The sequence below is a fragment of the Succinatimonas hippei YIT 12066 genome (genome assembly GCF_000188195.1).
GTDB lineage: Bacteria > Pseudomonadota > Gammaproteobacteria > Enterobacterales > Succinivibrionaceae > Succinatimonas > Succinatimonas hippei.
The window spans coordinates 1-23,579 of record NZ_GL830968.1 but is presented as its reverse complement, the minus strand read 5'-3'; the positions used below and the strand labels follow the sequence as shown (position 1 = coordinate 23,579).

The following is a 23,579-nucleotide window of genomic DNA, read 5'->3' as shown; positions in this document are numbered from 1 at the left end:
TAAATATCTTCGGCAAAAATTGAGTAAATAAGAAAAATGCAATTTGAAAAAATTAATTTGAATACCTTGCACGAAAAGCATTTTTTCTCCAATATTCCCTATACTTACAGCATGACCGTCAAATTAGACATCACAAACATAAGAAAGCAAAAAATTAAATTGTACCCGGCTATACTCTATTACATTACTACCATCATGAATCGTCATGCGGAATTTAGAACATCTTTTTTGACGAGAACAATAAATTAGGCGTCTACAGTGACATGAGGCCCCTGCTATACGATCTTTCATAAAGACGCTGAAACATTTTCTAATCTATGGACTGTTTACTCGTCAAATATTGAAAAATTTTGAGCAGAATACGAAAACGATATTTTGTGCTACGGAAAACAAAAAGAAATGTTGGCAAAACCAAATCTACCAAGCAATAACTTCTGTGTCTCAATGATACCGAGGGCGACGTTTGAAGGATTTAACTTAAACCTGCAAAAAGGATATGACTATTTAAAACTAATTTTCACCATGGAAAAATATTATGAAGGAAACGGGCATACTCTCATTCCTTTAACGATTCAGGTTCATCACGCCGTATGCGATAGCTTTCATGTCGGTCATTTTGTAAATGAATTACAAGAATTAATAAGATTCCTTTAGAAAAGGATATTTGACTAAAGTACGGATTAATTTTTTCACTTAAAAAGAAAAATTCCGGCAAGACTTTCTCTTGAGTAGGCTTTGATATTAACAATTCCTGAATGATTTACAGATTTTTAAAAGGCTGCAAACTTATAAACCTTACCCAAAATAAAAACCTCACAATGTCACTACAATGATATTGCGAGGTTTTTTATTATTTACCTTAATTAAAGGCAAATATTAATTTACCGGACTGATAAGGCCTGCGGATTCCGGCAGATACAAGGAGAACCACGGAACCAAAGTTACGAGAACCAAAGCCACGATAAGAGCAAAGAAGAACGGCAACAATCTGGTAAATACGGATTCAATAGTCTCACCTGCCACTCGACATCCGGTAAACAGAATCGGTCCTACCGGAGGAGTAATAGCACCTAATGACAAGTTAAATACCATCATTACACCGAAATGAACCGGATGTACACCAAGCTGCATGGCAACCGGCAAGAAGATCGGAGTAAAAATGAGTACGGCAGGAGCCGGATCCATGACGCATCCTACAAGCAGCATGATAACCATCATACCGAGCAGAATTACTGACGGAGTATCGGCAAAATTAATAAGAGCCGTTGCAATCATGTTCGGGATCTTGGCATAAGCCAAAACCCAGCCTAAAATTGCGGAAACACCGATAAGGAACACAATAAGAGCAGTGGTCTTAGCGGTGCTGAGCAGCATTGCCGGAACATCCTTCCAGTGGAATGAACGATAGAAGCCTGACAAAATAGCCGAGTACACCACCGCGACGCACGATGCTTCCGTCGGAGTAAACCAACCTGAAATAATACCGCCGATAATGATGATAATAAGCAATATTGCAGGAATAGCTTCAATCAATATCTGCAAACGGGTTCCCCAGCCGCTAATCGGTTGTGCCTTATACTTCAATTTCCAAGCATAGTAGGCAGTTACGATAATAACTGCAAGGCCCCACAAAATTCCCGGCAAATAGCCTGCAACGAACAATGCGGCAACGGAAACACCGCCAGATGCCAAGGAATAAATAATGAAGATGTTGGACGGAGGAATAATCATGCCTGACGGAGCGGAAGCGATGTTAACGGCTGCGGACAAACGCGGCTCGTAACCTTCCTTCTTCTCAATCGGGAGCATGACAGATCCGATAGCAGCTGCTGCGGCTACACCGGATCCGGAAATAGCGCCGAACATCATATTAGCTACGGTGTTGGTATGAGCTAAAGCGCCCGGAATAAAGCCGATGAATACTTTAGCCAAATTAATCAGCTTTTGCGCGATACCACCGGTGTTCATAATAACGCCTGCTAAGACGAAGAACGGAATGGCAATAAGCGCAAAGCTATTCATACCTGAGTAAATACGTGTTGCAGAAACCAAAGTCGCATTCATGCCTAAAATGGCACCCATCGACAAAACGGAACCTACACAAATACTGGTACCGATAGGGCATCCGATAATCAACAAGATCGGAGTAAGTACCAAAAGATAAATAAAAATATCTGCAGTTGCGGACATATCTCTTACTCCCTATTGAGCCTTCAAAGCATCTTTACCGGCAAGCAACACTTTTATTGAAGACAATACGTTATATATTGCATAAAAAACAATGAAAGCACCGGCAATAGGAACTACTGAATAAATCTGACCGATCTTAAGCCACAGCATTGCGGCATTGGTCTGGGACATAGCGTTCTGAGCGATGTGATAACCGCCGTAGGTCAAAACCAGCAAAGCCATTCCTAAAGTAAAAAGCTCACTGATAATGACAAGAATATTTGACCAGTAAGGGCCTAACTTTTCAGGAATAAAATTAATATTCATGTGGCCCTTTTCGCCATAAAGCAAAGCGGAGCCGAGCATTGCCGTCCACACGAAACAAATATTAGCCAACTCTTCAGAAATTGCGCTCGGATCCTGCAAAACAAAGCGGGAAAAAACCTGCCATGAAACCAAAACTACCATAGCGCCGCACAAAAAGATGCAGAGGACTTTTAATATATTGTCCAAAAAGCGCTTTATCTTGGTTAAAAATTCCATAATTTTTATCCTTGACGTTATTCAACAAAAAGGGGGCTTTTGACCCCCTTTTTTAAGTCATTTACAGTTCAAAATTAGAGGTCGCGGGATTTCTGAACTGCCTCATAGAGTTTCTTAGCAGAGTCGGTTGAAACCTTCTCATCGATAAGAGGCTGTACGGCTTTCTTGAAGGCATCCTTATCAGCTTCGATAACCTTGGTGCCCTCTTTCTTGGCTTTCTATAAAGACTTGGAAACTTCCTGCTGGAACATTTCAAACTCGGTATCAACCAAAGCATCGATGTTGTCAGCAAAGAACTGCTTGACATTGTCAGGCAGACTGTTGAAGTAAGCGGTGTTGGTAACAATGTAATCAGGCATCATCAAATGGCCGGTCAAGTTGTAGATCGGGCCGACTTCATGCTGCTTTAATGCATAGTAAGTAACTTCGTTGTTCTCAGCACCGTCCAAAACGCCGGTCTGAATAGCGGTGTAAACTTCGCCCTGTCCCATAGGGGTACCGGTACCGCCCATGTAGTTCAACATCTTAACCATGGTGTCGGACTGCATTACGCGGATCTTAAGGCCGGACAAATCAGCAGGGGTTCTGACTTCTTTGTTCTTGGTGTAAACGTTACGGGTTCCGGAGTACATTGCGCACAAAACGGTGATGCCCTGGTTTTCCAGAGACTTAAAGAGATCGCCGACAACAGTCTTATCTTTAACTACGCGCTGTAAATGCTTGTAATCTTTGAAAACGTACGGAAGGTTAAACACGGCAAAATCAGGGTTCCAGTTCTCAAGCAGAGAGCCTGCTACGAGGGAGAAAGGAAGAGCGCCGTTCTGAACCATTTCGATAGTTTCTTTCTGAGAGCCTAACAACTCGTTAGGGAAAATCTCGATTGACCACTCGCCGCCGGTAGCTTCCTTGAGCTTATCGGAGAACTGAGCGATAGAACGATACTCCGGGTGATCTTCAGGCTGGTTGAATGCAAGATTCATAACATCAGCTGATGCAGGTGCAGTTGCAAACAAAGCAGCGGTTGCAACGGCAGTAGCTGCCAATACACCAAATTTTTTCATAAATAAAGCCTCCATAATTTAAGATGGGACAATTATGAAAGATCAGATCTTTTGACTCAAGCTACTTTTTACTAATACATAGACCATTTCACATTTTTTAATGCTTTTTTTCGCAAACATTTACGCATATCAAGTTTTAAACGAGAGATATGATCTTTATTTTTAAAATAAAACTTAAATCATAGATAATTTTTTATAAGCAATTAAACTTTTATATGTATATGGTGTAAATTTTTCAGCGAGGTAAGGCTATGTCCGGTGTTTTAGCTATGGTGCTGGCCGGCGGAGAGGGCACTCGTCTAATGCCCTTGACCAAATCCCGCAGTAAGCCATCCGTTCCATTTGCCGGCAGTTACAGGCTTATTGACTTTGTTTTAAATAACTTTGTTAACTCAGGCATTATCCGCATTTACGTCATTACTCAATACAAATCCCAATCTCTGTACATGCATCTTAAAAACGGCTGGTCGGTATCTGGCATTCCCAATTGCTTTATCGATCCGATTCCGGCCCAGATGAGAACAGGCAAAGACTGGTACAAAGGCACTGCCGACGCCATATACCAGAATTTAACCTTCATAGAAGAACAATTCCCTGATGACGTGTGCGTGTTCGGCTCTGATCATATTTATAAAATGGACATTAGACAAATGCTCCATTTTCATACTGTAAATAAGGCGGATCTGACAGTAGCCGCAATCCGTATGCCGTCAGAAGATGCCGCCGGACGCTTCGGCATTATAGAGGTAGATGAAAACGGTCGTATGATTAGTTTTGAGGAAAAACCTAATCACCCCAAAGAAATCCCGGGAGAACCAGGATTCAGTCTTATTTCAATGGGCAATTACATCTTCAAAAGTAAAGTTCTTTGTGACGAATTGCAAGATGATGCACTAAACCCAAAGTCATCACACGACTTCGGCAAAGACATCATTCCCAAAATGTTTCCTAAGGGAAAAGTTTTTGTTTATTCTCTTTCAAACAACAAAATAAGCGGAGAAACTCACAGTGCATACTGGCGCGATGTAGGAAGCATTGATGCCTATTGGAATGCACACATGGACTTGCTTGCGGACAATCCGGAATTTTCTCTTTTTAACCTTAAATGGCCGCTTCACACTTTCTACCCGCCTTTACCGCCGGCCTCGTTTAATGAAACGGCAAACAACCACTCATTGGTTGCAAAATCGATGATCTCAGCGGGATGCTACTTAAAAGGAGCAAACATTGTTCAATCAATCTTAGGCTTTAGATGCTTTGCCGATGACGGAACCAGAATAAGTCAAAGCGTTCTTATAGGAGACGTTACCATCGGGAAAAACTGTCGCATTCACCGCGCAATAATCGATCGCGATGTCACAATTGCCGACGGTTTCTCTTTGGGCATAGACCCCAAAGCTGATGCAAAACTTATAGATCCTAATAATAAATCGGGGCCCACCCTTTCCCATGGAGGAATCATCGTAATACCTAAAGGAATGCGACTGGGGTTTTAAATAATTACTAAAGTTTTTGTTACAATCACTCATATGCGCAGTTAGCGCCGTTGGATTTAAGAGGAAATATTTTGAAAGTACTATTCTTAGCTTCCGAAGTTGCCGGTTTAATCAAAACCGGAGGTCTGGCCGACGTGGCAAAATCCCTGCCGGCACAGCTTAAGGCCAATGGGCATGATGTCCGTATTGTGATGCCGTGCTACAGCGTAATCAAAGGATCTTTTGACAATAAAATCATCGGCACAGGAACATTGAATCCCGGCTCATCCTTGCAAATGGATTACGCAATCCGCCAAACCTTCACCTCTGACGGTGTTGAAGTTTGGATGCTTGATTACCGCCGTTACTACGAGCGCACGAGCATCTACGGAGATAACAATCAGGCGTATTGGGATAACGGAGAACGCTTTGCTTTCCTGGCATCTGCCGCATTGGATGCAGCCAAAGTTCTGAATTTCTCACCGGACATCGTTCACTGTAATGACTGGCACACTGCCATTGCTCCGATGATTTTAAGAATAAAATACGGCGGAGATAAATTCTTTGACAAGACCCGTTCCGTCCTGACTATTCACAACGGTGCATTCCAAGGCGCTTTTGATCGCAATCAGATAAGATATGTTCCGGAAATATTTCATGTCTACAACGACATGATTGTCAACGGCTCTTATATAAACTTTTTAAAATGCGGTGTTTTCTACGCTGACAAAATCAATACCGTAAGTCCGGGCTACGCTTCAGAGCTTACCACTTACTTAGGCGGTCACGGCATGGCGCAAAACTATCAGGCCAGAGCTGCTGATCTTTGCGGCATTGTAAACGGTTGTGACTACGGAGATTGGGATCCTAAAGTTGATCCTCACATTACCGTGCGTTATGACGTTAATACCATGGAAGAAAAAATCCTCGGTAAGTATCTGCTACAGCGTAAAATCGGTCTGCAAATGGGAGATATTCCTTTGTACGGTATGGTCGCTCGCCTTACCGATCAAAAAGGAGTCGGCATCCTAATTCCGATTTTGGATAAATTCCTGTGTCATAACGTCCAATTAATCATTGAAGGAACCGGTGATCCTAACTTTGAACGTCAAATGACAGAAATCGCCAAGAGACACCCCGGTAAAATGGTGTTTAAAGGAGTTTACGACAATGAACTTGCGCACCAAATCGAGGCCGGTGCTGACTTCTTCTTAATGCCGTCAATCTTCGAGCCCTGCGGCTTAAATCAGATCTACTCTTTAGCTTACGGTACTCTACCTATCGTACGCGGTGTAGGCGGTCTTAAAGACACAGTTATAGATTACGATTCCGACAATAAAAACGGCACCGGATTTATTTTCGAAGAGCCGAGTCCTGAAGAGCTTTTGTCCTGCTTAAGACGTACTTTGATTTTCTACTACGAAGATCAAAATGAAATGCAGCGTATTAAACGTAATGCAATGAATATGCGTTTTAGTTGGGAGGATTCTTGTAAGAAATACGAAGCCCTCTACGCCGACGCGGCTCAAAAGCCAAAATGGTGGTAATTTAATAATTATGCCGCACAAAGCGGCATAATTATTAAAATAAAAAAAAGCGCGAATTTTTTAAGATCCGCGCTTTCTTATTGCAAACTTTAAATTTTATCTATTAAGCATTTAAAGCTGCACGAGCCTGATCGGCAATTGCCTTGAATGCTGCCTTATCATTGATTGCAAGCTCGGAAAGAACCTTACGGTCAATTTCGATATTGGCTTTCTTCAAACCGTTCATGAACTGGCTGTAGCTCAAATCGTGCTGACGGGCAGCAGCGTTGATACGAACAATCCACAGTTCACGGAACTGACGCTTCTTCTGGCGACGATCACGATATGCATATTGACCGGCTTTAGTAACAGCCTGGACTGCAACACGATAAGTACGTGAACGAGCACCGTAATAGCCTTTAGCGGCCTTCAGAACCTTCTTATGACGGGCACGTGCGGTTACACCGCGCTTAACTCTAGCCATTTGTCAAATCCTCCTAAGCGTAAGGTAACTGGCGCACGATTGCGCGAATGTTTGAAGAATGAACATAAGTCATCTTGCGTAATGCACGCTTGCGCTTACGGGTCTTCTTGGTGAGGATGTGACGCAAGTTCTGGTGACGGCACTTAAAATGTCCGCTACCGGTTTTCTTGAAGCGCTTTGCAACGCCTCTGTCGGTCTTCATTTTGACCTTGACTTTACCAGCCATTTAAATACTCCGCATTATTGAGTTAAATGAAGCAGCAGGAACTCTTACGAGATTTTATACCCTGCAACTATTTCTTTTTAGGGGCCAGAACCATCGTAGCCTGACGGCCTTCTACTCGAGAAGCCGACTCTACGGTAGCCAGACCGCGTTCAGTGCAGAGATCATTCTCTACACGCTTGAGAACATCAAGGCCTAAGTGCTGATGCGCCAATTCACGTCCGCGAAAACGCAATGTTACTTTAGCCTTATTGCCGTCCTCAAGGAAGCGAATCAGGTTGCGTAGTTTAACCTGATAATCGCCTTCATCGGTGCCAGGACGGAATTTAATTTCCTTGACCTGGACAACCTTTTGCTTCTTCTTTTTCTGATCTTTGCTCTTTTCGTAGAGGTACTTACCGTACTCGATCAAGCGGCATACAGGAGGATCAGCATTAGGGCTGATTTCAACCAGATCTACGCCGGCATCTTCAGCCATACGCAGAGCTTCAACCGTGGGCATAACCCCGATCACTTCATTCTCCTGGTTCAAAAGACGCACTTCACGGCATCTGATGTCACCGTTAACCCGGTTCTTAAGCTGAGGCTTACCGGTCTTCTTGATGTTGTTTATAGCATTATCCTCTTACTAAAGAAATCACAAAAAGAATCACAAACAAAGTCCGAAACAAATTCCGGACTTTACAAAAACCAAATAGGTTAAGTGACTCTTACCTATTCTTTACCCTCAGTGGGCACAAGATTGCGCGATATGATATCTGATTTAATCATTTTTATCAAGTCATCAAGCTTCATCGCACCTAAATCTTGTCCCTTTCGTGTGCGGACAGCGACCATACCCGACTCAGCTTCACGATCTCCGCAAACCAGCATGTAAGGAACATGCATTAAAGTATGTTCACGGATTTTGAAACCTACCTTGTCATTGCGCAAATCTGATTTAACGCGAATACCTGCTTCATCAAGCTTTTGAGCTACCTGCTTCACATAATCGACCTGTCCGTCGGTAATGTTCATCACCACAGCCTGAATCGGAGCAAGCCAGGTCGGGAAGCTGCCGGCAAATTCTTCAGTTAAAACGCCTAAGAAACGTTCAATTGATCCGAGCATCGCGCGGTGAATCATAACCGGAGTATGCTCCTGATTATCTTCACCGATATAATGAGCGTCCAAACGTGCAGGCAAGGAGAAGTCAAGCTGAACAGTTCCGCACTGCCATGCTCTGTCTAATGAGTCATGCAAAGTAAACTCAATTTTAGGTCCATAGAAAGCTCCTTCTCCTGGCTGCAGCTCATACTCAAGATTATTGAGCTTTAAAGCTTCAACCAAATCGGCTTCTGCTTTATCCCAAATTTCATCAGAGCCGATACGCTTTTCAGGACGGGTGGATAATTTAACGTCAACCTTAGTAAAACCGAAATTGCTGTAAGTATCGTAAACCATACGAATGCAGTCACTTACTTCGGTCATAATCTGATCTTCGGTACAGAAAATATGGGCGTCATCCTGCTCAAAAGCACGAACACGAAGCAAACCGTGCAAGGATCCTGACGGCTCGTTGCGATGGCAATTACCGAACTCGGCCATGCGGATCGGAAGGTCACGATAAGAGCGGGTACGTGAATTGAAGATCTGAATAGCACCAGGGCAGTTCATCGGCTTAATCGCATAATCGCGATTTTCAGATGAAGTCGTGAACATGTTTTCTGCATACTTATCCCAATGTCCGGATCTCTCCCATAAGACTCTGTCCATAATCTGCGGAGTCTTAACTTCAATGTAATGATACTTATGCAGCATTTCGCGCATAAAGTTTTCAATTACGCGATAAATGGTCCAGCCGTCGTTATGCCAGAACACCATGCCCGGAGCTTCCTGCTGGAAGTGGAACAAATCAAGCTTTTTGCCCAAAACACGGTGATCACGCTTGGCTGCTTCTTCACGCTTTTTAAGATAAGCCTTGAGCTCATCTTTGGTTGCCCATGCGGTACCGTAAATACGCTGCAGCATCTTGTTTTTGGAGTTGCCGCGCCAATACGCACCGGCAAAATGGGTCAATTTGAAATTCTGGCAAAAACCCATGCGCGGAACATGAGGACCGCGGCACATATCAGTGTACTCAAGGTGATGATATAAAGCAGGATGATCAGCCTTATCGATATTCTCTTCAAGAATCAATTTCTTGTAAGGCTCATTACGTTCATCAAATACCTTATAAGCCGTATCCCAATCAACAACTTCTTTAATGACTTTATAATCGGTCTTGGCAAGCTCATGCATCTTGGCATCAAGAGTTTCCATATCCTCAGCAGTAAGCTTGTGATCTAAATCGACGTCATAATAAAAACCGTTATCAATGACAGGACCGATAGCCATCTTGGTTTCAGGCCACAACTCCTTAATGGCATGACCGAGCAAATGAGCACAGGAGTGACGAATAATCTCTATACCGTCTTTATCTTTAGGAGTGACGATTTCAACTTTTGCATCATGCTCAATTAAATCACATGCATCGTGCAGAACTCCGTCAATACGTCCTGCTACGCAGTTACGGGCTAAACCGGGGCCGATACTTGAGGCAACATCTGCAATGGAAACTGCGTGATCGAATTCTTTGATCGCGCCATCAGGAAGGGTAATCTTAATCATAATTTAAAACCAACGGTGCTTACGACACACCTTAAGGTCTCCATAAAAGTAACAATCGTGCAGAGTTTAAACAACAGAATGCCAACTAACCCGTTGGGTCTTTTGTGCTTTGTTCTGCAATTTAAGAACGCAACTAGTATACTCTTACTTACGATATCAGGCACAAAATAGTGCATCTCTTTTTCTTAGATTTCTTCTTTTGATATTAGATTTAACGAAAAAATTAAAAAATTTTAAAAAATCCTTGCTTTAAATATTTTTGTTGCTATAATGCTCATCACTTTCTCGTTGCGCCCTTAGCTCAGTTGGTTAGAGCATCACCTTGACATGGTGGGGGTCGGTGGTTCGAGTCCACTAGGGCGCACCATTTAAAGCAGGCCTATAAGGCCATTTTTTATCTCAAGATAGTTAGTTATAGGTTACTACTGTAAGACGCGCTTTACTTTCCTCTAATTTTTTAATAAACCTGATTAAAATTTTTTGCCCGATTCTTAAACGCCTTAAAGATCTATAATGCAAACTCTAAAAATATCCCTTAAGGCGTATTTCCATGGACAAAGAAAGATTCGCTCAAAGTTCAATTAAAAGTATTTTTAATCGTAATTTCAACGTGGTAACTCTCGTTAACTTTATTGTAATGATTGCTTACTACCAAATTTTCGTAACGTCTGCTTTTTACGCACAAGAACATTTTGACGTATCACTAAGTACCGCAGGCTCTACTGCCGGGATCATGGTTATAGGATGTTTAATCGGACGCTTTTTCACCGGAAATCTTTTATCCCGCTGCGGATGCAGAAGCGTTCTTATTGCAGGCACCCTTCTTTATCTTGCCATAGCTTTAAGCTCGTTTATTTCCGGATCTCTATTGCTTTTATTTATTCAGCGCTTTGTCACAGGTTTCGGTGTCGGTGTTATCGGTACAGCAACAGGTACTATTATGGCTTACTGCGTTCCTTACGCAGTACAAGGTCTTGGCGTAAGTATTTTCTCTTTAAGTACGGCTCTGGCTTTAGCCCTTGGACCATTTTTAGGTATAAGCATTACTCATTTTCTCGGCTATGAGATTCTTAAAACTGATATTATTGCCTTAAGCACTTTTGCTTTGATTTGCGCTTTTTTACTCAAAAATCCGCCTGAAATAAAAACGGCAAGCAAATCATTTTTGAAACTTTCTAATTTCATAGATGTCCGTGTGCTCAAATTTGCCGTTGTCGTATTCTTAATGCCGTTAAGTTATGGCTGCATCAGTGCTTATATCTCAAACCTTGCCGCCGACCGCGGAATAGAAGGGGCTGCAAGTTTATTCTTCCTATTTGCTGCCGGTACGACTATCGCAACTCGTCCGATATCCGGACGATTATTCGATAAGTACGGAGAAAACCTCATTATTTATCCGTGCATCATTTTATCAGCTATCGCAATGCTGCTTATCGCCTACACGCATTCTTCTTTTATTTTGCTGCTTGCCGGCGTTATCAACGGTATCGGTTTTGGCAACTTCCAATCGGCAGGACAAGCAATAGCCTTACGCTTGGTAAAAAAATACCGCTTCCCTCAAGCCACTTCCACTTTCTTTATCGCTTTTGACTTCGGTATCGGTGTAGGACCTTATCTTTTCGGATTCATTGCAGTAAGCTACGGTTTTACCGGAATGTTCCTGGCTTTAAGTGCAATAACATTTATAACAGCATTCTTGTACTATCTGCTTCACGGTAAAAATCACCCGCTCAAGCGTCCGCTGCTAAGACGCAGTATATCCAGATAGAAATAGAAAAAGCCTCAAGACAATTTATCCTGAGGCTTCATTTAACTATTGAAAAAACGTTAATTAAGCAATTCTCTTAGCAATTGCTTTTTTAATCATCTTCATAAAGAACGGCGACAACCATAAGGCAAAGGTAATAACGCCTAAAGTTGCGGAAATCGGGCGATCAAAGAATGCAGTTAAATCCCATTCGGATTTAAGCATTGACTGCATGAAAGTATTTTCAAGCATTTTGCCCAAAACCAAGCCTAATATCGCAGGCGCTACCGGGAAGCCGTTTGCAATCATAAAGTAAGCAAGAACACCGAAGCCTAACATTGCCATAACGTCAAAGTTGGTATTGTTGATGGCAAAAGCACCGACTACACAGAAACCTACAATGATAGGATGCAGGAGATTGGTAGGAACATACATGACTTTAGTTGCCAAGCGAATAGCCAGATAGCCTAAAGGCAACATCAGCAAGTTTGCCAAAATGAATACCATGTAAATGGCAAATAAGAATTCCGGTGAATTCTGGAACAAATTAGGTCCCGGCTCCAAGCCTTTCATAAAGAGCACTCCGATTACGATAGCTGTAATGGAGTCTCCGGGAATACCGAATACCAATGCCGGAATAAACGCACCGCTTAGTGCCGCATTATTTGCTGCAGCAGAGTTTGCGATACCCTCAAGAGATCCTTTGCCGTATTCTTCAGGATGCTTTGAGAATTTTTTGGCTACGCCATAACAAATCCAGGCGGCGATATCGGCACCGGCTCCCGGCAATACACCGACCAAAGTGCCTAAAATTCCGGAACGGAAAATTTGCTTCCACCAACCGCGAATTCTACCGAGCATTCCGGAGAAAATATTCATGCTCTGAATCGTTACTTTTTCAAGCGCCGATTGCTTTTCCGATACATTTTTGAAGATCTCGGCCATACCGAACATACCGATCATGGCAGGAATAAACGAGAAGCCTTCAAAAAGCTCAGGGCGATCGAAAGTAAACCGCGGGAAGCCTAAAGTGATATCAAGTCCGATACAAGTAATCAGCAGGCCTACCAGTAATGAAATAAATCCCTTAAGCGGAGATGCAGCCGAAATCAATACCGCACAAGACAGACCGATGCACACCAGCCAGAAAAACTCAAATGACGAGAACTGCATCGCCACTTCGGCAAGTATCGGAGCCATAGAGGTAAGAATTAAAGATCCGCATAAACCGCCTAATACTGACAAAGTGACGTTGGTGCCTAAAACAACGGCAGCTTTACCTTTTTTGGCTAATGAATATGAATCATCACAATAAGCAGCTGATGACGGAGTGCCCGGAATATGCACTAAAGTACCGGGAATATCACCTGCGAAAATTGCCATTGCCGACATAGTGATGATGGAGGCAATAGCCGGAATCGGCGGCATATAAAAAGTAATGGGGATCAGCAAAGCTACTGCCATAGTTGCGGTAAGTCCCGGCATGGCACCGATAAACAAACCGTATAAGCTTGAGCAAATCATCACTATTAAGACTTGCCAATCAAGCAGTAGATCAAGACCTGCCGATACTACGGAAGAATCAAACATATTTATCTCCTTAGAAGGCAAACAGTCCTACCGGCAACGGAACCAGCAAACCTTTGGCAAAAATCAAATAAATAACTATCGTAGCGCAGATTGAAACAATAAGAGCTTTTACGAAGGTAGTCTTTAACATCAGCATTAAAGCCAGCAAAACTACTTCCATACACAGTAAAAAGCCCAAAGTTTCAACGGCCAAACCATAAAAAATAATTAAAGCGATTACGATAAGGATATTAATCAAACCGCCCAAAGAGAGATTTCTTACAAATAAATTCGAGGCACTGATGGTTTTAAAGTTTTTAATAAATAACACGGCTCCGCAAATAGAAAATAAACCGGATAAAACCATCGGGAACAACGCAGGTCCCGGGCTGCCGTCCATCTGCGAAGGAAATGAGGAAGCGGTAATGCAGATGCAAATACCGCCAATAAAAATAATTAGTCCTATAAGACTGTCATGGACACGCATTGCATTATCCTTAAGGCCCCTTACGGGGCCATTTTTATTACGGATTATTTACGGGCAAGGCCTAAAGCTTCAATGGAAGCGCCTAAATCAGCATCTGATTTTTCCATAAACTTATAGAAGTCTTCTCCTTCCAGATACTGAATACCAAAGCCGCGATCATTCATGAACTGAACGAACTGAGGGTCATTAACGGCTTTCTTGATAGCGGCATTAAGTCTGTCTTTAATGTCCTGAGGAGTGCCCTTAGGAACACAGAATCCGCGCCAAGTACCGATTGAAACATCAATTCCCTTTTCTTTTAAAGTAGGAACGTCAGGGTATTTAGGATCGCGTTCATCAGCCATTACGGCAACAGGAATTGCTTTTCCGGCCTGATACATGGTTGAGCCTTCGGAAAGCTGGTTAAAGCCTGCATCGATACCGCCAGCGGCCATTTCCTTATAAGTCTCGCCGGCACCTGATGTCGGAATCCACTTAATGGCATTAACCGGAAGACCTAAAGCAGTCAACCACTGTCCCATTGCGATGTGCCAAATACCGCCTACGGCAGTAGCAGAGGCTCTGACTTTACCCGGGTTTGCCTTAACGTATTCAACAAACTCATCATAAGTCTTATAAGGAGCGGTTGCGCTTAATGTAACGCTGGCAGGATCGACATTAACCAATGCAAGAGGCTCAAAATCTTTATAAGTGATCTGAACAGCGGGATTCTGCCAATGGTTCATGGCAAGCTCTGCGGTGACCTGGCCAATCGTATAGCCGTCGGGTTTTGCTCTTGAAAGGCTGGAGAATGCAATGGTACCGCCGCCACCGGTTTGGTTTACGACCTTAATCGGCTGACCTAAATCTTTTTCCATAATGCCTGCGATCATTCTGGCAACAGCGTCAGAACCGCCGCCTGCACCCCATGCGCAAATCATAGTGATTGAGCGTGAAGGATATTCATCTGCCTGAGCAGCTCCGACACTCATGACACTCATAGTGGCTAAAGCAAGTCCGGCAATCAGTCCTTTTATTTTCATGGGAATCTCCTTATATTTACAATTAATGTGCAAGGCTATTCTTGTTTAGCTAACAGACAAGAATAACCGCTCTGTCAATTAAACAACTTTTTGATTTTTAAAAATGGGACTGCTTTCTAAGTTTTAAAGAGCTTTTTGTTGTTTAAAATAAAGACATTAAAATGTTTTGAAGCCGGTCATCTTTTTGTTAAATTATAAAAACCGTTATGAGTAAAATAACTATAGAACTTAACGCTAAACAATACGATAAACTGCAACAGCTTGTTGACAGCCGAAATATAGACATAAACCAGTATATCAAGAATTTACTTCTGTCTCATATAGCTAACAATTTCGACAATGAACATGAAACTGTAGCTTTGACAAATCAAGAAGTGAGAAGCTTGTGTACAAAAATTTTTGCAAAAAGAGATGAGCTTTACAAAAGGTTAAGTTAATTAATATGAAAAAATACGACACGCAAACAATAGTCTTCTTACATGACGAAATAATAAAACATTATGGCGGTCTTGGAGGCATTAAAAACTATAACTTGCTCGAAGCTTGCCTTAGCAGCGGATTCGCAGGTTTCGGCGATATTGAATTATACAAAACCACTCTTGAAAAAATAGCTAAAATCGCATTTTCCATCATTAAAAATCACCCTTTCAATGACGGAAATAAACGAACGGGCATCGCAACTATGGAATTTTTGCTAAATCTAAACAACACTGAATTGATCATTTCAAATGATGAGCTTTATGACATAACTATGGACATTTCAACAGGTAAAGCAGACGAACAGAAGCTATCTCTTATACTCAAACAGCATACAAAGCACTTTTTATGACTTCTTTGCTAAATAATATTTTCTTATTATTGATAAGATTGATGCTTTTTTCAACTCTGTTATTTTTAAAATTCCATCTAACGATATCCTTAAAAAGATTTTTCAAGTTTATCACTTATTGAAATTTTTAAAGTTATTTTGCTTGATGCATGATCCACAACATGGCACCTATAAACATCAAAAAAAACGATAATCCCATTAATATATTAATTAACATTTTTAGCCCCCTTTTTGCGCAAGTAACTTATAACATAAAAACTAAAAAGCCAACACGCAACGGTTAAAAACGCCCCTAAATATAGATATATTTTAACAACCAAATCGCCCTTAAAATAAAAAATATTTGCAATTTGCGCTAAAAATGCAACAAATAAAGTGCTTGCAGCATTTTTGATTATATCTATCCAATCTTTATATTTATTGTCCACCACTTATTCCTTTTTAATCTGCTCTATCACCACCTTAAGCAACAGCTTCACGATCAACACCTAAAGCGATTTTTAATGTTAGAAACCTATCCTTCTGCTTGATTTTTGATTATATGCGTCATTAAAAAATTCTTCTTTGCAATAGCGAGTTAATTGCGTAAAAAGATCTTCTTTACTGTCAAACAAAATATTATCAATAGTATATTTACGCGAAACATTCTCAATTTGTCCTGGACTTAATGAATACTCTTTTGCCAAAGTCTTAGCATCTTTGTCAGAAAGATTATCAATAAACCCCTTCCAAATTTGTTCTGAAATCTCATTTGAAGGTTTTTCAAATTTTACCTTATACAAAAAACGCCGCTCAAATGCTTTATCCAAATTTACGGTTAAATTGGTGGTGGCAATTAATATGCCTTCAAAGTTTTCAAGCTCTTCCAAAATAATGTTTTGAACCGTATTTTGCATTTGATCAACCGATTGAGACACATTCTCAATACGTTTGCCGATGACAGCGTCTGCTTCATTAAACAGCAAAATCGGAGCTGTTTTAGATTTTTTTAACAATTCCCTATAATCATCAAAAATCTTTCTTATATTTTTCTCACTTTCACCAACGTATTTATCAAAAATATTTGCAATATCAACTTTCCAAATATTACGTTTTGTCAGCTTGGCAATCTGCAATACGCTTTCCGTTTTACCGGTTCCGGGATAGCCGTAAAAAATACAGGTAAAACCGGAGCGCATACCTCTATCTTTAAGTTTTTCAACTACTTCATTAAATTTTTTCTCCTCCAAAAGAGAGACAAAACCGTTTAATTGCTGTTTTAGATCTGCATCATAAATAAGTTGCTTTACAGAGGTTTTTTCATACGAGATAAATCTTCTGTCGTGTTCAAAAGATCGCCTTTCCCTAAAATTAAAATCTGATAAAAGCTTAATGAATGCGGTATCAGTTAATGCATAATAAGTTTCATCGTTTCTTCTAAACATGGGACCGTCATCGGTTTTCTCAATCAAATTCAATTTTTGCAAGGCGCTTTGTTTTTTATTAAACAGCTTTTTTAACTTAAAAAAATCACTTCTGTCATAAAAGTCCCTGAACTCACTCAACGCAAAACAATTGTTGTCATTTATTACATAATTTACACACATATACAACAATATGTATATCTCAAAACCAAGCTCAAAACTGACTACCGTCTGAGACAATACAATCTGATCGTTTTGCTTTAAAAGAAATGATATTTTATGTTGAAGCTCCTCAGGAGCAATATCATCACATAAAGAAAACAAGTCATTAAGCTCTTCAATCAGATCTTCATCAGATGATATTTTCTTTTCTACGACAACAGGCAAAAAATCAGTCTCTAAGTTTTTTACCACTTTTGCCGGAACAATATAGTAAGGAGAATACACCCTTTCATCATTATTTAATTTTAAAATAAATTCCTTATCAACCAGAGCTTCAATATCTTTCGAAAACATCAAAAACTGCAATGACTTACAACCAAGATAATCAATAATCTCAGAAATATCGGCGCGTCTGGTTAAACTCAAACCTAAAATTATTGAAAAAAGAGCTATCTGTTCTTTAGTAAGTTCAAGATGTTTGGTTAAAAAAGAAAAATCATCTGCATATTCAGCAAAATAATCATTTTCCAATTTGGACTTTTCCGCACCGTCTGCAACCCTGCTTAAATGCTGCAACAAATTTAGCTTAGTTTTTTTCATTTCCCTTCACCGACATTCAAAACAAAACTTACAACAAATTAACTATCAGATATTTTTAGAAAAAATGTTTTTAAAAAAGATATGATCTTCGCTTAGAATTTTCCTTTTCAACTCCTGCAGATTTTCAAAAGTATGTCTATACATCTTAAAAATTTCATCATTAGGTACGTTATTAAATTTCCGTACTTCGAGTCCGAACTTTCCTCTTAGTGTTTTTTTATTAAATTGATACAAATTAACAGCAGCCATTTTAACCACCTTTTATGTATAAATTTTATACTGATAGTATATATAATCTTTTTAATTATGTAAAGTAATTTAATTAATCATATTTTGCAAAACTAAAAATTATTTATATCTTTTTGATAAATAAAAAAATTCTGTCGCTTGAAAGAATAATAAATGAAAGAAGAGGCTGTTTTCGAAAAAATAAACTTTAAGTTAGTATTAATTATATTAATCAAATAATAATTTATAGAATTTATATAAATTTATCTAAATTTAAGAAAATTGTTTTCTTACTTCTAGGATCAAGTTAAAATCTAAAACATATATTTATATTAATGTTTTGCTTGCGAAGTCGCTTAAGCTTTTTAGCAGGAACCAAAATGTCTACATTATTAGAGGCAGAAGATCTTACCTTTGCACGACAAGAACGCCTTGCCTTTATCGACTTTAATTTAATGTTCAAAGGTGAAGCCACTCGTGAATTTTTAACTTCCAGATTCGGCATTGCACCTTCTGTAGCCACAAAGGACTTTGCCCGCTATAAAAATCTTGCTCCGCAAAACATCCTATATGATCGCAATAAAAGAATTCATCTACGATCAAAGAACTTTAAACCGCTCTTTGATTATGACGTAGAAAAGACTCTAACCATCCTAAGCGAAGGTTTCGGAGATAATATTGCAGGTAAAAAAAATCTGCCGATTCACTGCGAAACCCATTACCGCTTAAGAAAACCGGATCTTAATATCTTAGCAAGCATTACCGAGGCTATTTATCGCAAAAGAGCCATAAAGACCACCTACATTTCGCTGTATACAGGTAAAAGTGAAAGAGAAATCGTGCCGCATACATTGGTTGACGGAGGCCTACGGTGGCACGTCAGAGCGTATGACCGCAATCACAACGACTTTAGAGATTTCGTGCTGACAAGATTTGAAACAGCACAAATGTCATCCGAAGACGACGTAGAAGATGGAGTGGAGACAATTGATAAAGATACGATGTGGAACCGAATGCTGCTTCTCGACCTTATCGTCCATCCCAATATTACTTATAAAGAAGCAATAGAAAGGGACTACGGAATGAAAGACGGACATTTACTATTAGATGTCAGGGCAGCATTAGCTACATACCTTCTTAGAATTTGGAACGTCGATTGTACAGCAGATCATTCAATAAAAGATCCTCAGTATTATTTGGCTTTAAATAATACTGAGATCTTAAAATATTTTAATAAAAATTTTATTTAATTAATAATAAAACTTTCTTAAACAAAAAATGCTAATTTATATTAGTAGGTTTTAAATATTTTTTTAAAACTTCGATCATATCTTTTTCATGCTTTGTAATTGTATTACTATCCCATCCTCTATCTTTAGTAAGATCCATCATAATTTTTTGCTTTACACTATCGTAATTATTATTTTTATAATAATCTACTTTAGCCTTTGGTGAAAAATTACTCAATCTAGAATTTTTAGATCTGCTTATAAGACAAAGATTACCGAAATTATGTAAATATTTTTCTTCCAAAGGTTCAACACCATCTAATGGATGCTGCGGATATAAATGCTCAATTGAACTTCTGAATGTAAATTTAAACTCAGGAAGGATTCCATCTTTCCACAGACAATAATCTAGATAATTAAAGATAAAAACATCAATACCATCAGTATACCTAGGCAAAAGTAACACTTCAGGGCAAATATTTTGGCATTTTCCCTCATTTTTAAAAATAATCTGGAAATAATCAACAGCATCATTAGCTAAAAAATGATCTAAGATATAAGCTTTAGCTAAATTTTCTAAATAATAATTTAAATAATCACCATTACCGTTTTGTTTATAAATAAATAATAATAACGCAGTAAGCCAATGCTTATAATTCTGACTAGGCAAAGAAACATGGAACATTAACTCAAGCATAACATTTTGCCGTTCTTTAGCATTATCACTAAAGGTATTAACAGTTTCATAAGACTTCTGGGATTCTTTTATAGTCAAAATTTTCCATTCGCCAATAGTACCAGTATCACTATCCAGTAATCTCTTTATAACAAATTTATCAAAATAAAATCTTAATCTTAATAAGATTAAAATATAATCTTTTACAAATGTGCTCGATAAATCAACACTAGAAATAAAAACATCCAAAAGGCGCTTGTCATCAAGAGGGATATCTTTTTCAATTTTTACTTTTAAAACCTGTAATAAAAAATTAGGAAAATTAATAACAGAATTAAATTTTTCTTTCTCTTCTATATAATTAACTGAGTTTTCATTACTATTAAAAACACAATGTTTATAAATATCATCAATTGAAAAATAAGAAGTATTTTCTGCAGTAATTAAATCTTGACATGCATTAAATAGATCATCAAAGCTGTTCCAATAAAATTCATCTAATTTTTCTGTAAATATTTTTCTTCGTAACTTAACTTCAAAATTTGTCTGTACCATGGAGTTCATATTTGAACAAGCATCCCAGATAATTTTAAAAAATTTAAGTTTTTTGGAATCCTCGTTCTGAATTTTACTTAATAATAAGGCCTTTAAAATTTCATGCTTCTCCAACTGCTCTCCTCTATTATTCATTATTTCAAAATAATGATTGAGATCAGTATCTTTTGGTAAGGTAACTAAAGCAATTTTTACATGATTAAAAAAGAATTCACAAAAAGAATTTATATCCTTGACAAGCTTCAAGAGATTTTCAACAAGATCTTTGTATACTTCCAGTATATTATCAATATACAAGTCATCAATAGAATCATGTACAAACAGAGAATGTAAAGATTTATTTGAACTATCTCTATATTCAAATTTTAAATTAAGTTTCTTATACCAGCTACAGTCAACATTATTAAGACAAACTTCATGCTTTAAAGCACACATAATAATATGCAGAGAGGTTAGTCTTTGTTGACCATCTACAACTTCATAATTATTATCATCTCTTAAATATGTAACCAGTGTTCCAATATAATAATTACTACTATGAGGATATTTAGCGCTTTCATATATATCTTGAATCAATTGTCCAACATGAGAAAAAGACCAATCATAATTGCGTTGATACATAGGAATAATAAATTCCTCAGAGGAGGATAAAATTTCTTTTAATGAGATTAAATTACAATTTTTATTTTGTAATAACATAATGATAGTCCTCCAAAGTTTTTATAATTTCTTTTAACTCATTGCGCTGTATATCAGTGTTTAGTAAATAATCAACATGCCAGCTTGATAACCTAGAAATATCATATGTGCTATGAATAGAAAAAAATAAACTTTTATTAGGGTCACGTGCATATTTATCTATTGTTTCTAAAGTAACTCTAAAATTTTTTAATCTTAGTAAATATGCCCATGCAAATATCTTTTTTTCTGCTTCTTCTATACCGTTATTTCCAAATTTATCATAGTAATATATTAAAGCAGCCCAAAAAAGTTCTTTAATGTAAACATCTCCAGCTCTATTGCGTTGTTCATAGGTTGATATAATCTTAAATATTTCTGAATTTTTGCGTTCATTGCATATCTTTTCTTTGAGTTTGTTATAATAATTTATCATATCAAAAAATAAGCTTCCATTTATAATAACCTGATCAATTTGATGGGGAAATTGTAAAATATTGTTATCAATGTTTCGTTCATAACTACAATTATAATTTTTAAAAAACAAATACCCCATTTGATAAATACGTTGAAATGGTAGCATTCCATTAAGCTTATTTATTCCTTTAAAAACATCAATTTTCTTATTCGTAAACTCTTTTCCCTCCTTCAACGCAATCCACCTTTTTATTCTAAATAAGATAAGAAAAGTATTTGCCAAATTATTTTCTGTTTGCTTTTCCCATTCTGATATATTTTTTAGATCAAATGTTGTTTTTTCATTGATACAACGAAGATGAAAAGCCTTTAAAAGGTCATGTGGAGCCAATTCTTTTCCTCGTGAATTTTGGGAGTCAAAGAATTGAAATGCTTCAGATAAATTATATAAAGTAATAACAACGAATGAACATTTATTTATCAAAAAATCAATAGTATCTTCATATTTTAATTCACTTATACGTCTTTTTATTAATAATAAATTATTTATTAAATTTTTTTTACTTATGAAGTCATTAAATATTTTCCTTTCACAGAAGCCGCATATTATATCATCAAAATTATATTTTATAGATTCATTATCACTTAAAGCTTTTAACAATAACACTATAGAAATAATTCTTTGCTGACCATCAACTATTTCAAATTTATCTATACTATTATTATAATATAAGACTATAGTTCCCAACCTGTATTCTTGATAACTTTTGAAAAATATAATATCATTTAATAATTGTGATATCTCTTTTTCTGACCATTTGTATGAGCGCTGATATACCGGTATTATGTACTTATCAAGTTCAAGATTGTTAATACTTTTAACTTCAACTTTAGGCTCTTTATAATAACTATTTTTAATCTCTATTTTGTTATTCTCAATTTGATTATTCTGTGCATTATTTACGTATTTATTTTTATCGTATTTTTGCTTTAATTCTATGAATAGATCATACAATCTGTCAAAGCATTTAATAAAATCCTCAACATTATTTACCTCGTGCTCAAATCTTAAAAGTCCCTTTAATCTATGCCACCATTTATGCCAATTAACATCACCAGTTGTTTTAAAATTATCTATAAAATATCTTCTTATTGCTTCTTCTTCACTATTATCTGTTTCACATTCAAAATGAATTTCCCAATAACCATTAATATATTCCAAATGAACTCCTTCTGGAGTTCCTTTAGGAATTATTAAGATAAACCTATTTTTAAGCCAAGCTTTTCCGATATTGAAAAATATGCTATATAAAATCTTCCTTTCTTTTAAGTGTTGTTCAATTTTTTCCACCAGATAATCGTAAATATTTAGCATATTATTATCCCTTTACAAGGTTAATCTTTTAAATTTATTTAAGAAGACATTTATATATCTATTTTTTGTGCTTGTAATTAAAAATTGGTCTAACAGTTTTTTCTATTAAAATACTCCCTTCTGTGTTCAAAATGATCTCTTCTTTATTTTTATACACCATAGGAGCCTCATCTTTTGTGCTATCTGCAACGCTTTCACTATATATACCTTCCATTAATCTTCGAAAATCATCCATATTAACCTTTTTCATTGCCTCTGTACGACTCATGATACGTCCTGAGCCATGCGGAGCAGAATAATTCCAATCTTCATTTCCCTTACCGACACAAATTAAGGACCCGTCACGCATGTTAAGCGGAATTATGCACTTTTGCCCTTTATAAGCCGCAATTGCGCCTTTGCGGATTATGTTGTCATCACCTATATAATTATGAACACTCGGGGGTGCGGACAAAAAGTTGGACATGATTTT

Annotated in this window: 20 protein-coding genes, 1 tRNA gene and 1 pseudogene; 7 read left to right on the top strand and 15 right to left on the bottom strand. The window is 38.0% G+C overall.

Annotation, left to right across the window (positions count from 1 at the left end; all coding sequences use genetic code 11):
* Window positions 1–36 precede the first annotated feature (36 nt).
* Window positions 37–621, top strand: a pseudogene (locus HMPREF9444_RS03060) (CatA-like O-acetyltransferase); the annotation flags it as partial.
* A 255-nt stretch (window positions 622–876) separates the two neighbouring features.
* Here HMPREF9444_RS03060 and HMPREF9444_RS03055 read toward each other — a convergent pair.
* From HMPREF9444_RS03055 to HMPREF9444_RS03045, 3 genes are all read right to left on the bottom strand, one after another.
* Window positions 877–2,190 (bottom strand): TRAP transporter large permease, encoded by a 1,314-nt coding sequence (locus HMPREF9444_RS03055; RefSeq protein WP_040909145.1) that lies wholly within the window; start codon window positions 2,188–2,190, stop codon window positions 877–879.
* A gap of 12 nt (window positions 2,191–2,202) precedes the next feature.
* Window positions 2,203–2,712: a TRAP transporter small permease gene (locus HMPREF9444_RS03050; protein WP_009142877.1), complete on the bottom strand. Its 510-nt coding sequence runs from the start codon at window positions 2,710–2,712 to the stop codon at window positions 2,203–2,205.
* A 218-nt stretch (window positions 2,713–2,930) separates the two neighbouring features.
* Window positions 2,931–3,773: a TRAP transporter substrate-binding protein gene (locus HMPREF9444_RS03045; protein ID WP_187363642.1), complete on the bottom strand. Its 843-nt coding sequence runs from the start codon at window positions 3,771–3,773 to the stop codon at window positions 2,931–2,933.
* Window positions 3,774–4,024: 251 nt separating this feature from the next.
* On the opposite strand from HMPREF9444_RS03045, the gene glgC reads away from it, so the two are divergent.
* Together glgC and glgA are read left to right on the top strand one after the other, a co-directional pair.
* Complete coding sequence (gene glgC / locus HMPREF9444_RS03040; protein ID WP_009142875.1) at window positions 4,025–5,269, top strand: glucose-1-phosphate adenylyltransferase; 1,245 nt, start codon at window positions 4,025–4,027, stop codon at window positions 5,267–5,269.
* Between the two features lie 71 nt (window positions 5,270–5,340).
* Window positions 5,341–6,795: a glycogen synthase GlgA gene (glgA, locus tag HMPREF9444_RS03035; protein ID WP_148514340.1), complete on the top strand. Its 1,455-nt coding sequence runs from the start codon at window positions 5,341–5,343 to the stop codon at window positions 6,793–6,795.
* A gap of 103 nt (window positions 6,796–6,898) precedes the next feature.
* Here glgA and rplT read toward each other — a convergent pair whose 3' ends face one another.
* The 4 genes from rplT to thrS all read right to left on the bottom strand — a co-directional run bounded on the left by rplT (window position 6,899) and on the right by thrS (window position 10,130).
* Window positions 6,899–7,258, bottom strand: a complete 360-nt coding sequence (gene rplT / locus HMPREF9444_RS03030; RefSeq protein WP_009142873.1) for a 50S ribosomal protein L20 — start codon at window positions 7,256–7,258, stop codon at window positions 6,899–6,901.
* Window positions 7,259–7,271: 13 nt separating this feature from the next.
* Complete coding sequence (gene rpmI / locus HMPREF9444_RS03025; RefSeq protein WP_009142872.1) at window positions 7,272–7,484, bottom strand: 50S ribosomal protein L35; 213 nt, start codon at window positions 7,482–7,484, stop codon at window positions 7,272–7,274.
* 67 nt (window positions 7,485–7,551) lie between these two features.
* The gene (gene infC / locus HMPREF9444_RS03020; protein WP_232196231.1) at window positions 7,552–8,085 is read right to left on the bottom strand and encodes a translation initiation factor IF-3; all 534 of its coding nucleotides are present in this window, start codon (window positions 8,083–8,085) and stop codon (window positions 7,552–7,554) included.
* Window positions 8,086–8,195: 110 nt separating this feature from the next.
* A complete protein-coding gene (thrS, locus tag HMPREF9444_RS03015; RefSeq protein WP_009142870.1) occupies window positions 8,196–10,130 on the bottom strand; it encodes a threonine--tRNA ligase in 1,935 nt (644 codons plus the stop codon).
* A gap of 290 nt (window positions 10,131–10,420) precedes the next feature.
* Here thrS and HMPREF9444_RS03010 point away from each other — a divergent pair.
* A tRNA-Val gene (locus HMPREF9444_RS03010) sits at window positions 10,421–10,497 on the top strand.
* A 183-nt stretch (window positions 10,498–10,680) separates the two neighbouring features.
* A complete protein-coding gene (locus HMPREF9444_RS03005) occupies window positions 10,681–11,898 on the top strand; it encodes an MFS transporter (protein ID WP_009142869.1) in 1,218 nt (405 codons plus the stop codon).
* Between the two features lie 63 nt (window positions 11,899–11,961).
* Here the strand turns inward: HMPREF9444_RS03005 and HMPREF9444_RS03000 are convergent, their stop codons facing one another.
* From HMPREF9444_RS03000 to HMPREF9444_RS02990, 3 genes are read right to left on the bottom strand one after another with little or no spacing between them, the layout of a single operon-like run.
* Window positions 11,962–13,467 carry a tripartite tricarboxylate transporter permease gene (locus HMPREF9444_RS03000; protein WP_009142868.1) on the bottom strand — a complete coding sequence of 502 codons (1,506 nt, stop codon included), beginning with the start codon at window positions 13,465–13,467 and terminating at the stop codon, window positions 11,962–11,964.
* 10 nt (window positions 13,468–13,477) lie between these two features.
* Window positions 13,478–13,933: a tripartite tricarboxylate transporter TctB family protein gene (locus HMPREF9444_RS02995; RefSeq protein ID WP_009142867.1), complete on the bottom strand. Its 456-nt coding sequence runs from the start codon at window positions 13,931–13,933 to the stop codon at window positions 13,478–13,480.
* Between the two features lie 44 nt (window positions 13,934–13,977).
* A complete protein-coding gene (locus HMPREF9444_RS02990; protein ID WP_009142866.1) occupies window positions 13,978–14,955 on the bottom strand; it encodes a Bug family tripartite tricarboxylate transporter substrate binding protein in 978 nt (325 codons plus the stop codon).
* Window positions 14,956–15,397: 442 nt separating this feature from the next.
* Between HMPREF9444_RS02990 and HMPREF9444_RS02980 the strand changes: the two genes are divergently transcribed.
* Entirely contained in the window at window positions 15,398–15,784 is a 387-nt protein-coding gene (locus HMPREF9444_RS02980; protein ID WP_009142864.1) for a type II toxin-antitoxin system death-on-curing family toxin, read from the top strand.
* 206 nt (window positions 15,785–15,990) lie between these two features.
* Here HMPREF9444_RS02980 and HMPREF9444_RS02975 read toward each other — a convergent pair whose 3' ends face one another.
* The gene (locus HMPREF9444_RS02975; RefSeq protein ID WP_040909144.1) at window positions 15,991–16,212 is read right to left on the bottom strand and encodes a hypothetical protein; all 222 of its coding nucleotides are present in this window, start codon (window positions 16,210–16,212) and stop codon (window positions 15,991–15,993) included.
* A gap of 78 nt (window positions 16,213–16,290) precedes the next feature.
* Window positions 16,291–17,949, bottom strand: a complete 1,659-nt coding sequence (locus HMPREF9444_RS10490) for an ATP-binding protein (protein WP_009142861.1) — start codon at window positions 17,947–17,949, stop codon at window positions 16,291–16,293.
* Between the two features lie 608 nt (window positions 17,950–18,557).
* On the opposite strand from HMPREF9444_RS10490, the gene HMPREF9444_RS02960 reads away from it, so the two are divergent.
* Entirely contained in the window at window positions 18,558–19,427 is an 870-nt protein-coding gene (locus HMPREF9444_RS02960; RefSeq protein WP_009142859.1) for a BrxR family transcriptional regulator, read from the top strand.
* A gap of 31 nt (window positions 19,428–19,458) precedes the next feature.
* Here HMPREF9444_RS02960 and HMPREF9444_RS02955 read toward each other — a convergent pair whose 3' ends face one another.
* The 3 genes from HMPREF9444_RS02955 to HMPREF9444_RS02945 form a co-directional block, all read right to left on the bottom strand.
* A complete protein-coding gene (locus HMPREF9444_RS02955) occupies window positions 19,459–21,336 on the bottom strand; it encodes a DUF262 domain-containing protein (RefSeq protein WP_009142858.1) in 1,878 nt (625 codons plus the stop codon).
* Window positions 21,320–23,107: a DUF262 domain-containing protein gene (locus HMPREF9444_RS02950; protein WP_009142857.1), complete on the bottom strand. Its 1,788-nt coding sequence runs from the start codon at window positions 23,105–23,107 to the stop codon at window positions 21,320–21,322. Before HMPREF9444_RS02950 ends, HMPREF9444_RS02955 begins: the two co-directional genes overlap by 17 nt.
* Before the next feature lie 58 nt (window positions 23,108–23,165).
* On the bottom strand, window positions 23,166–23,579 hold a 414-nt coding region (locus HMPREF9444_RS02945; protein WP_009142856.1), incomplete at its 5' end, for an RtcB family protein.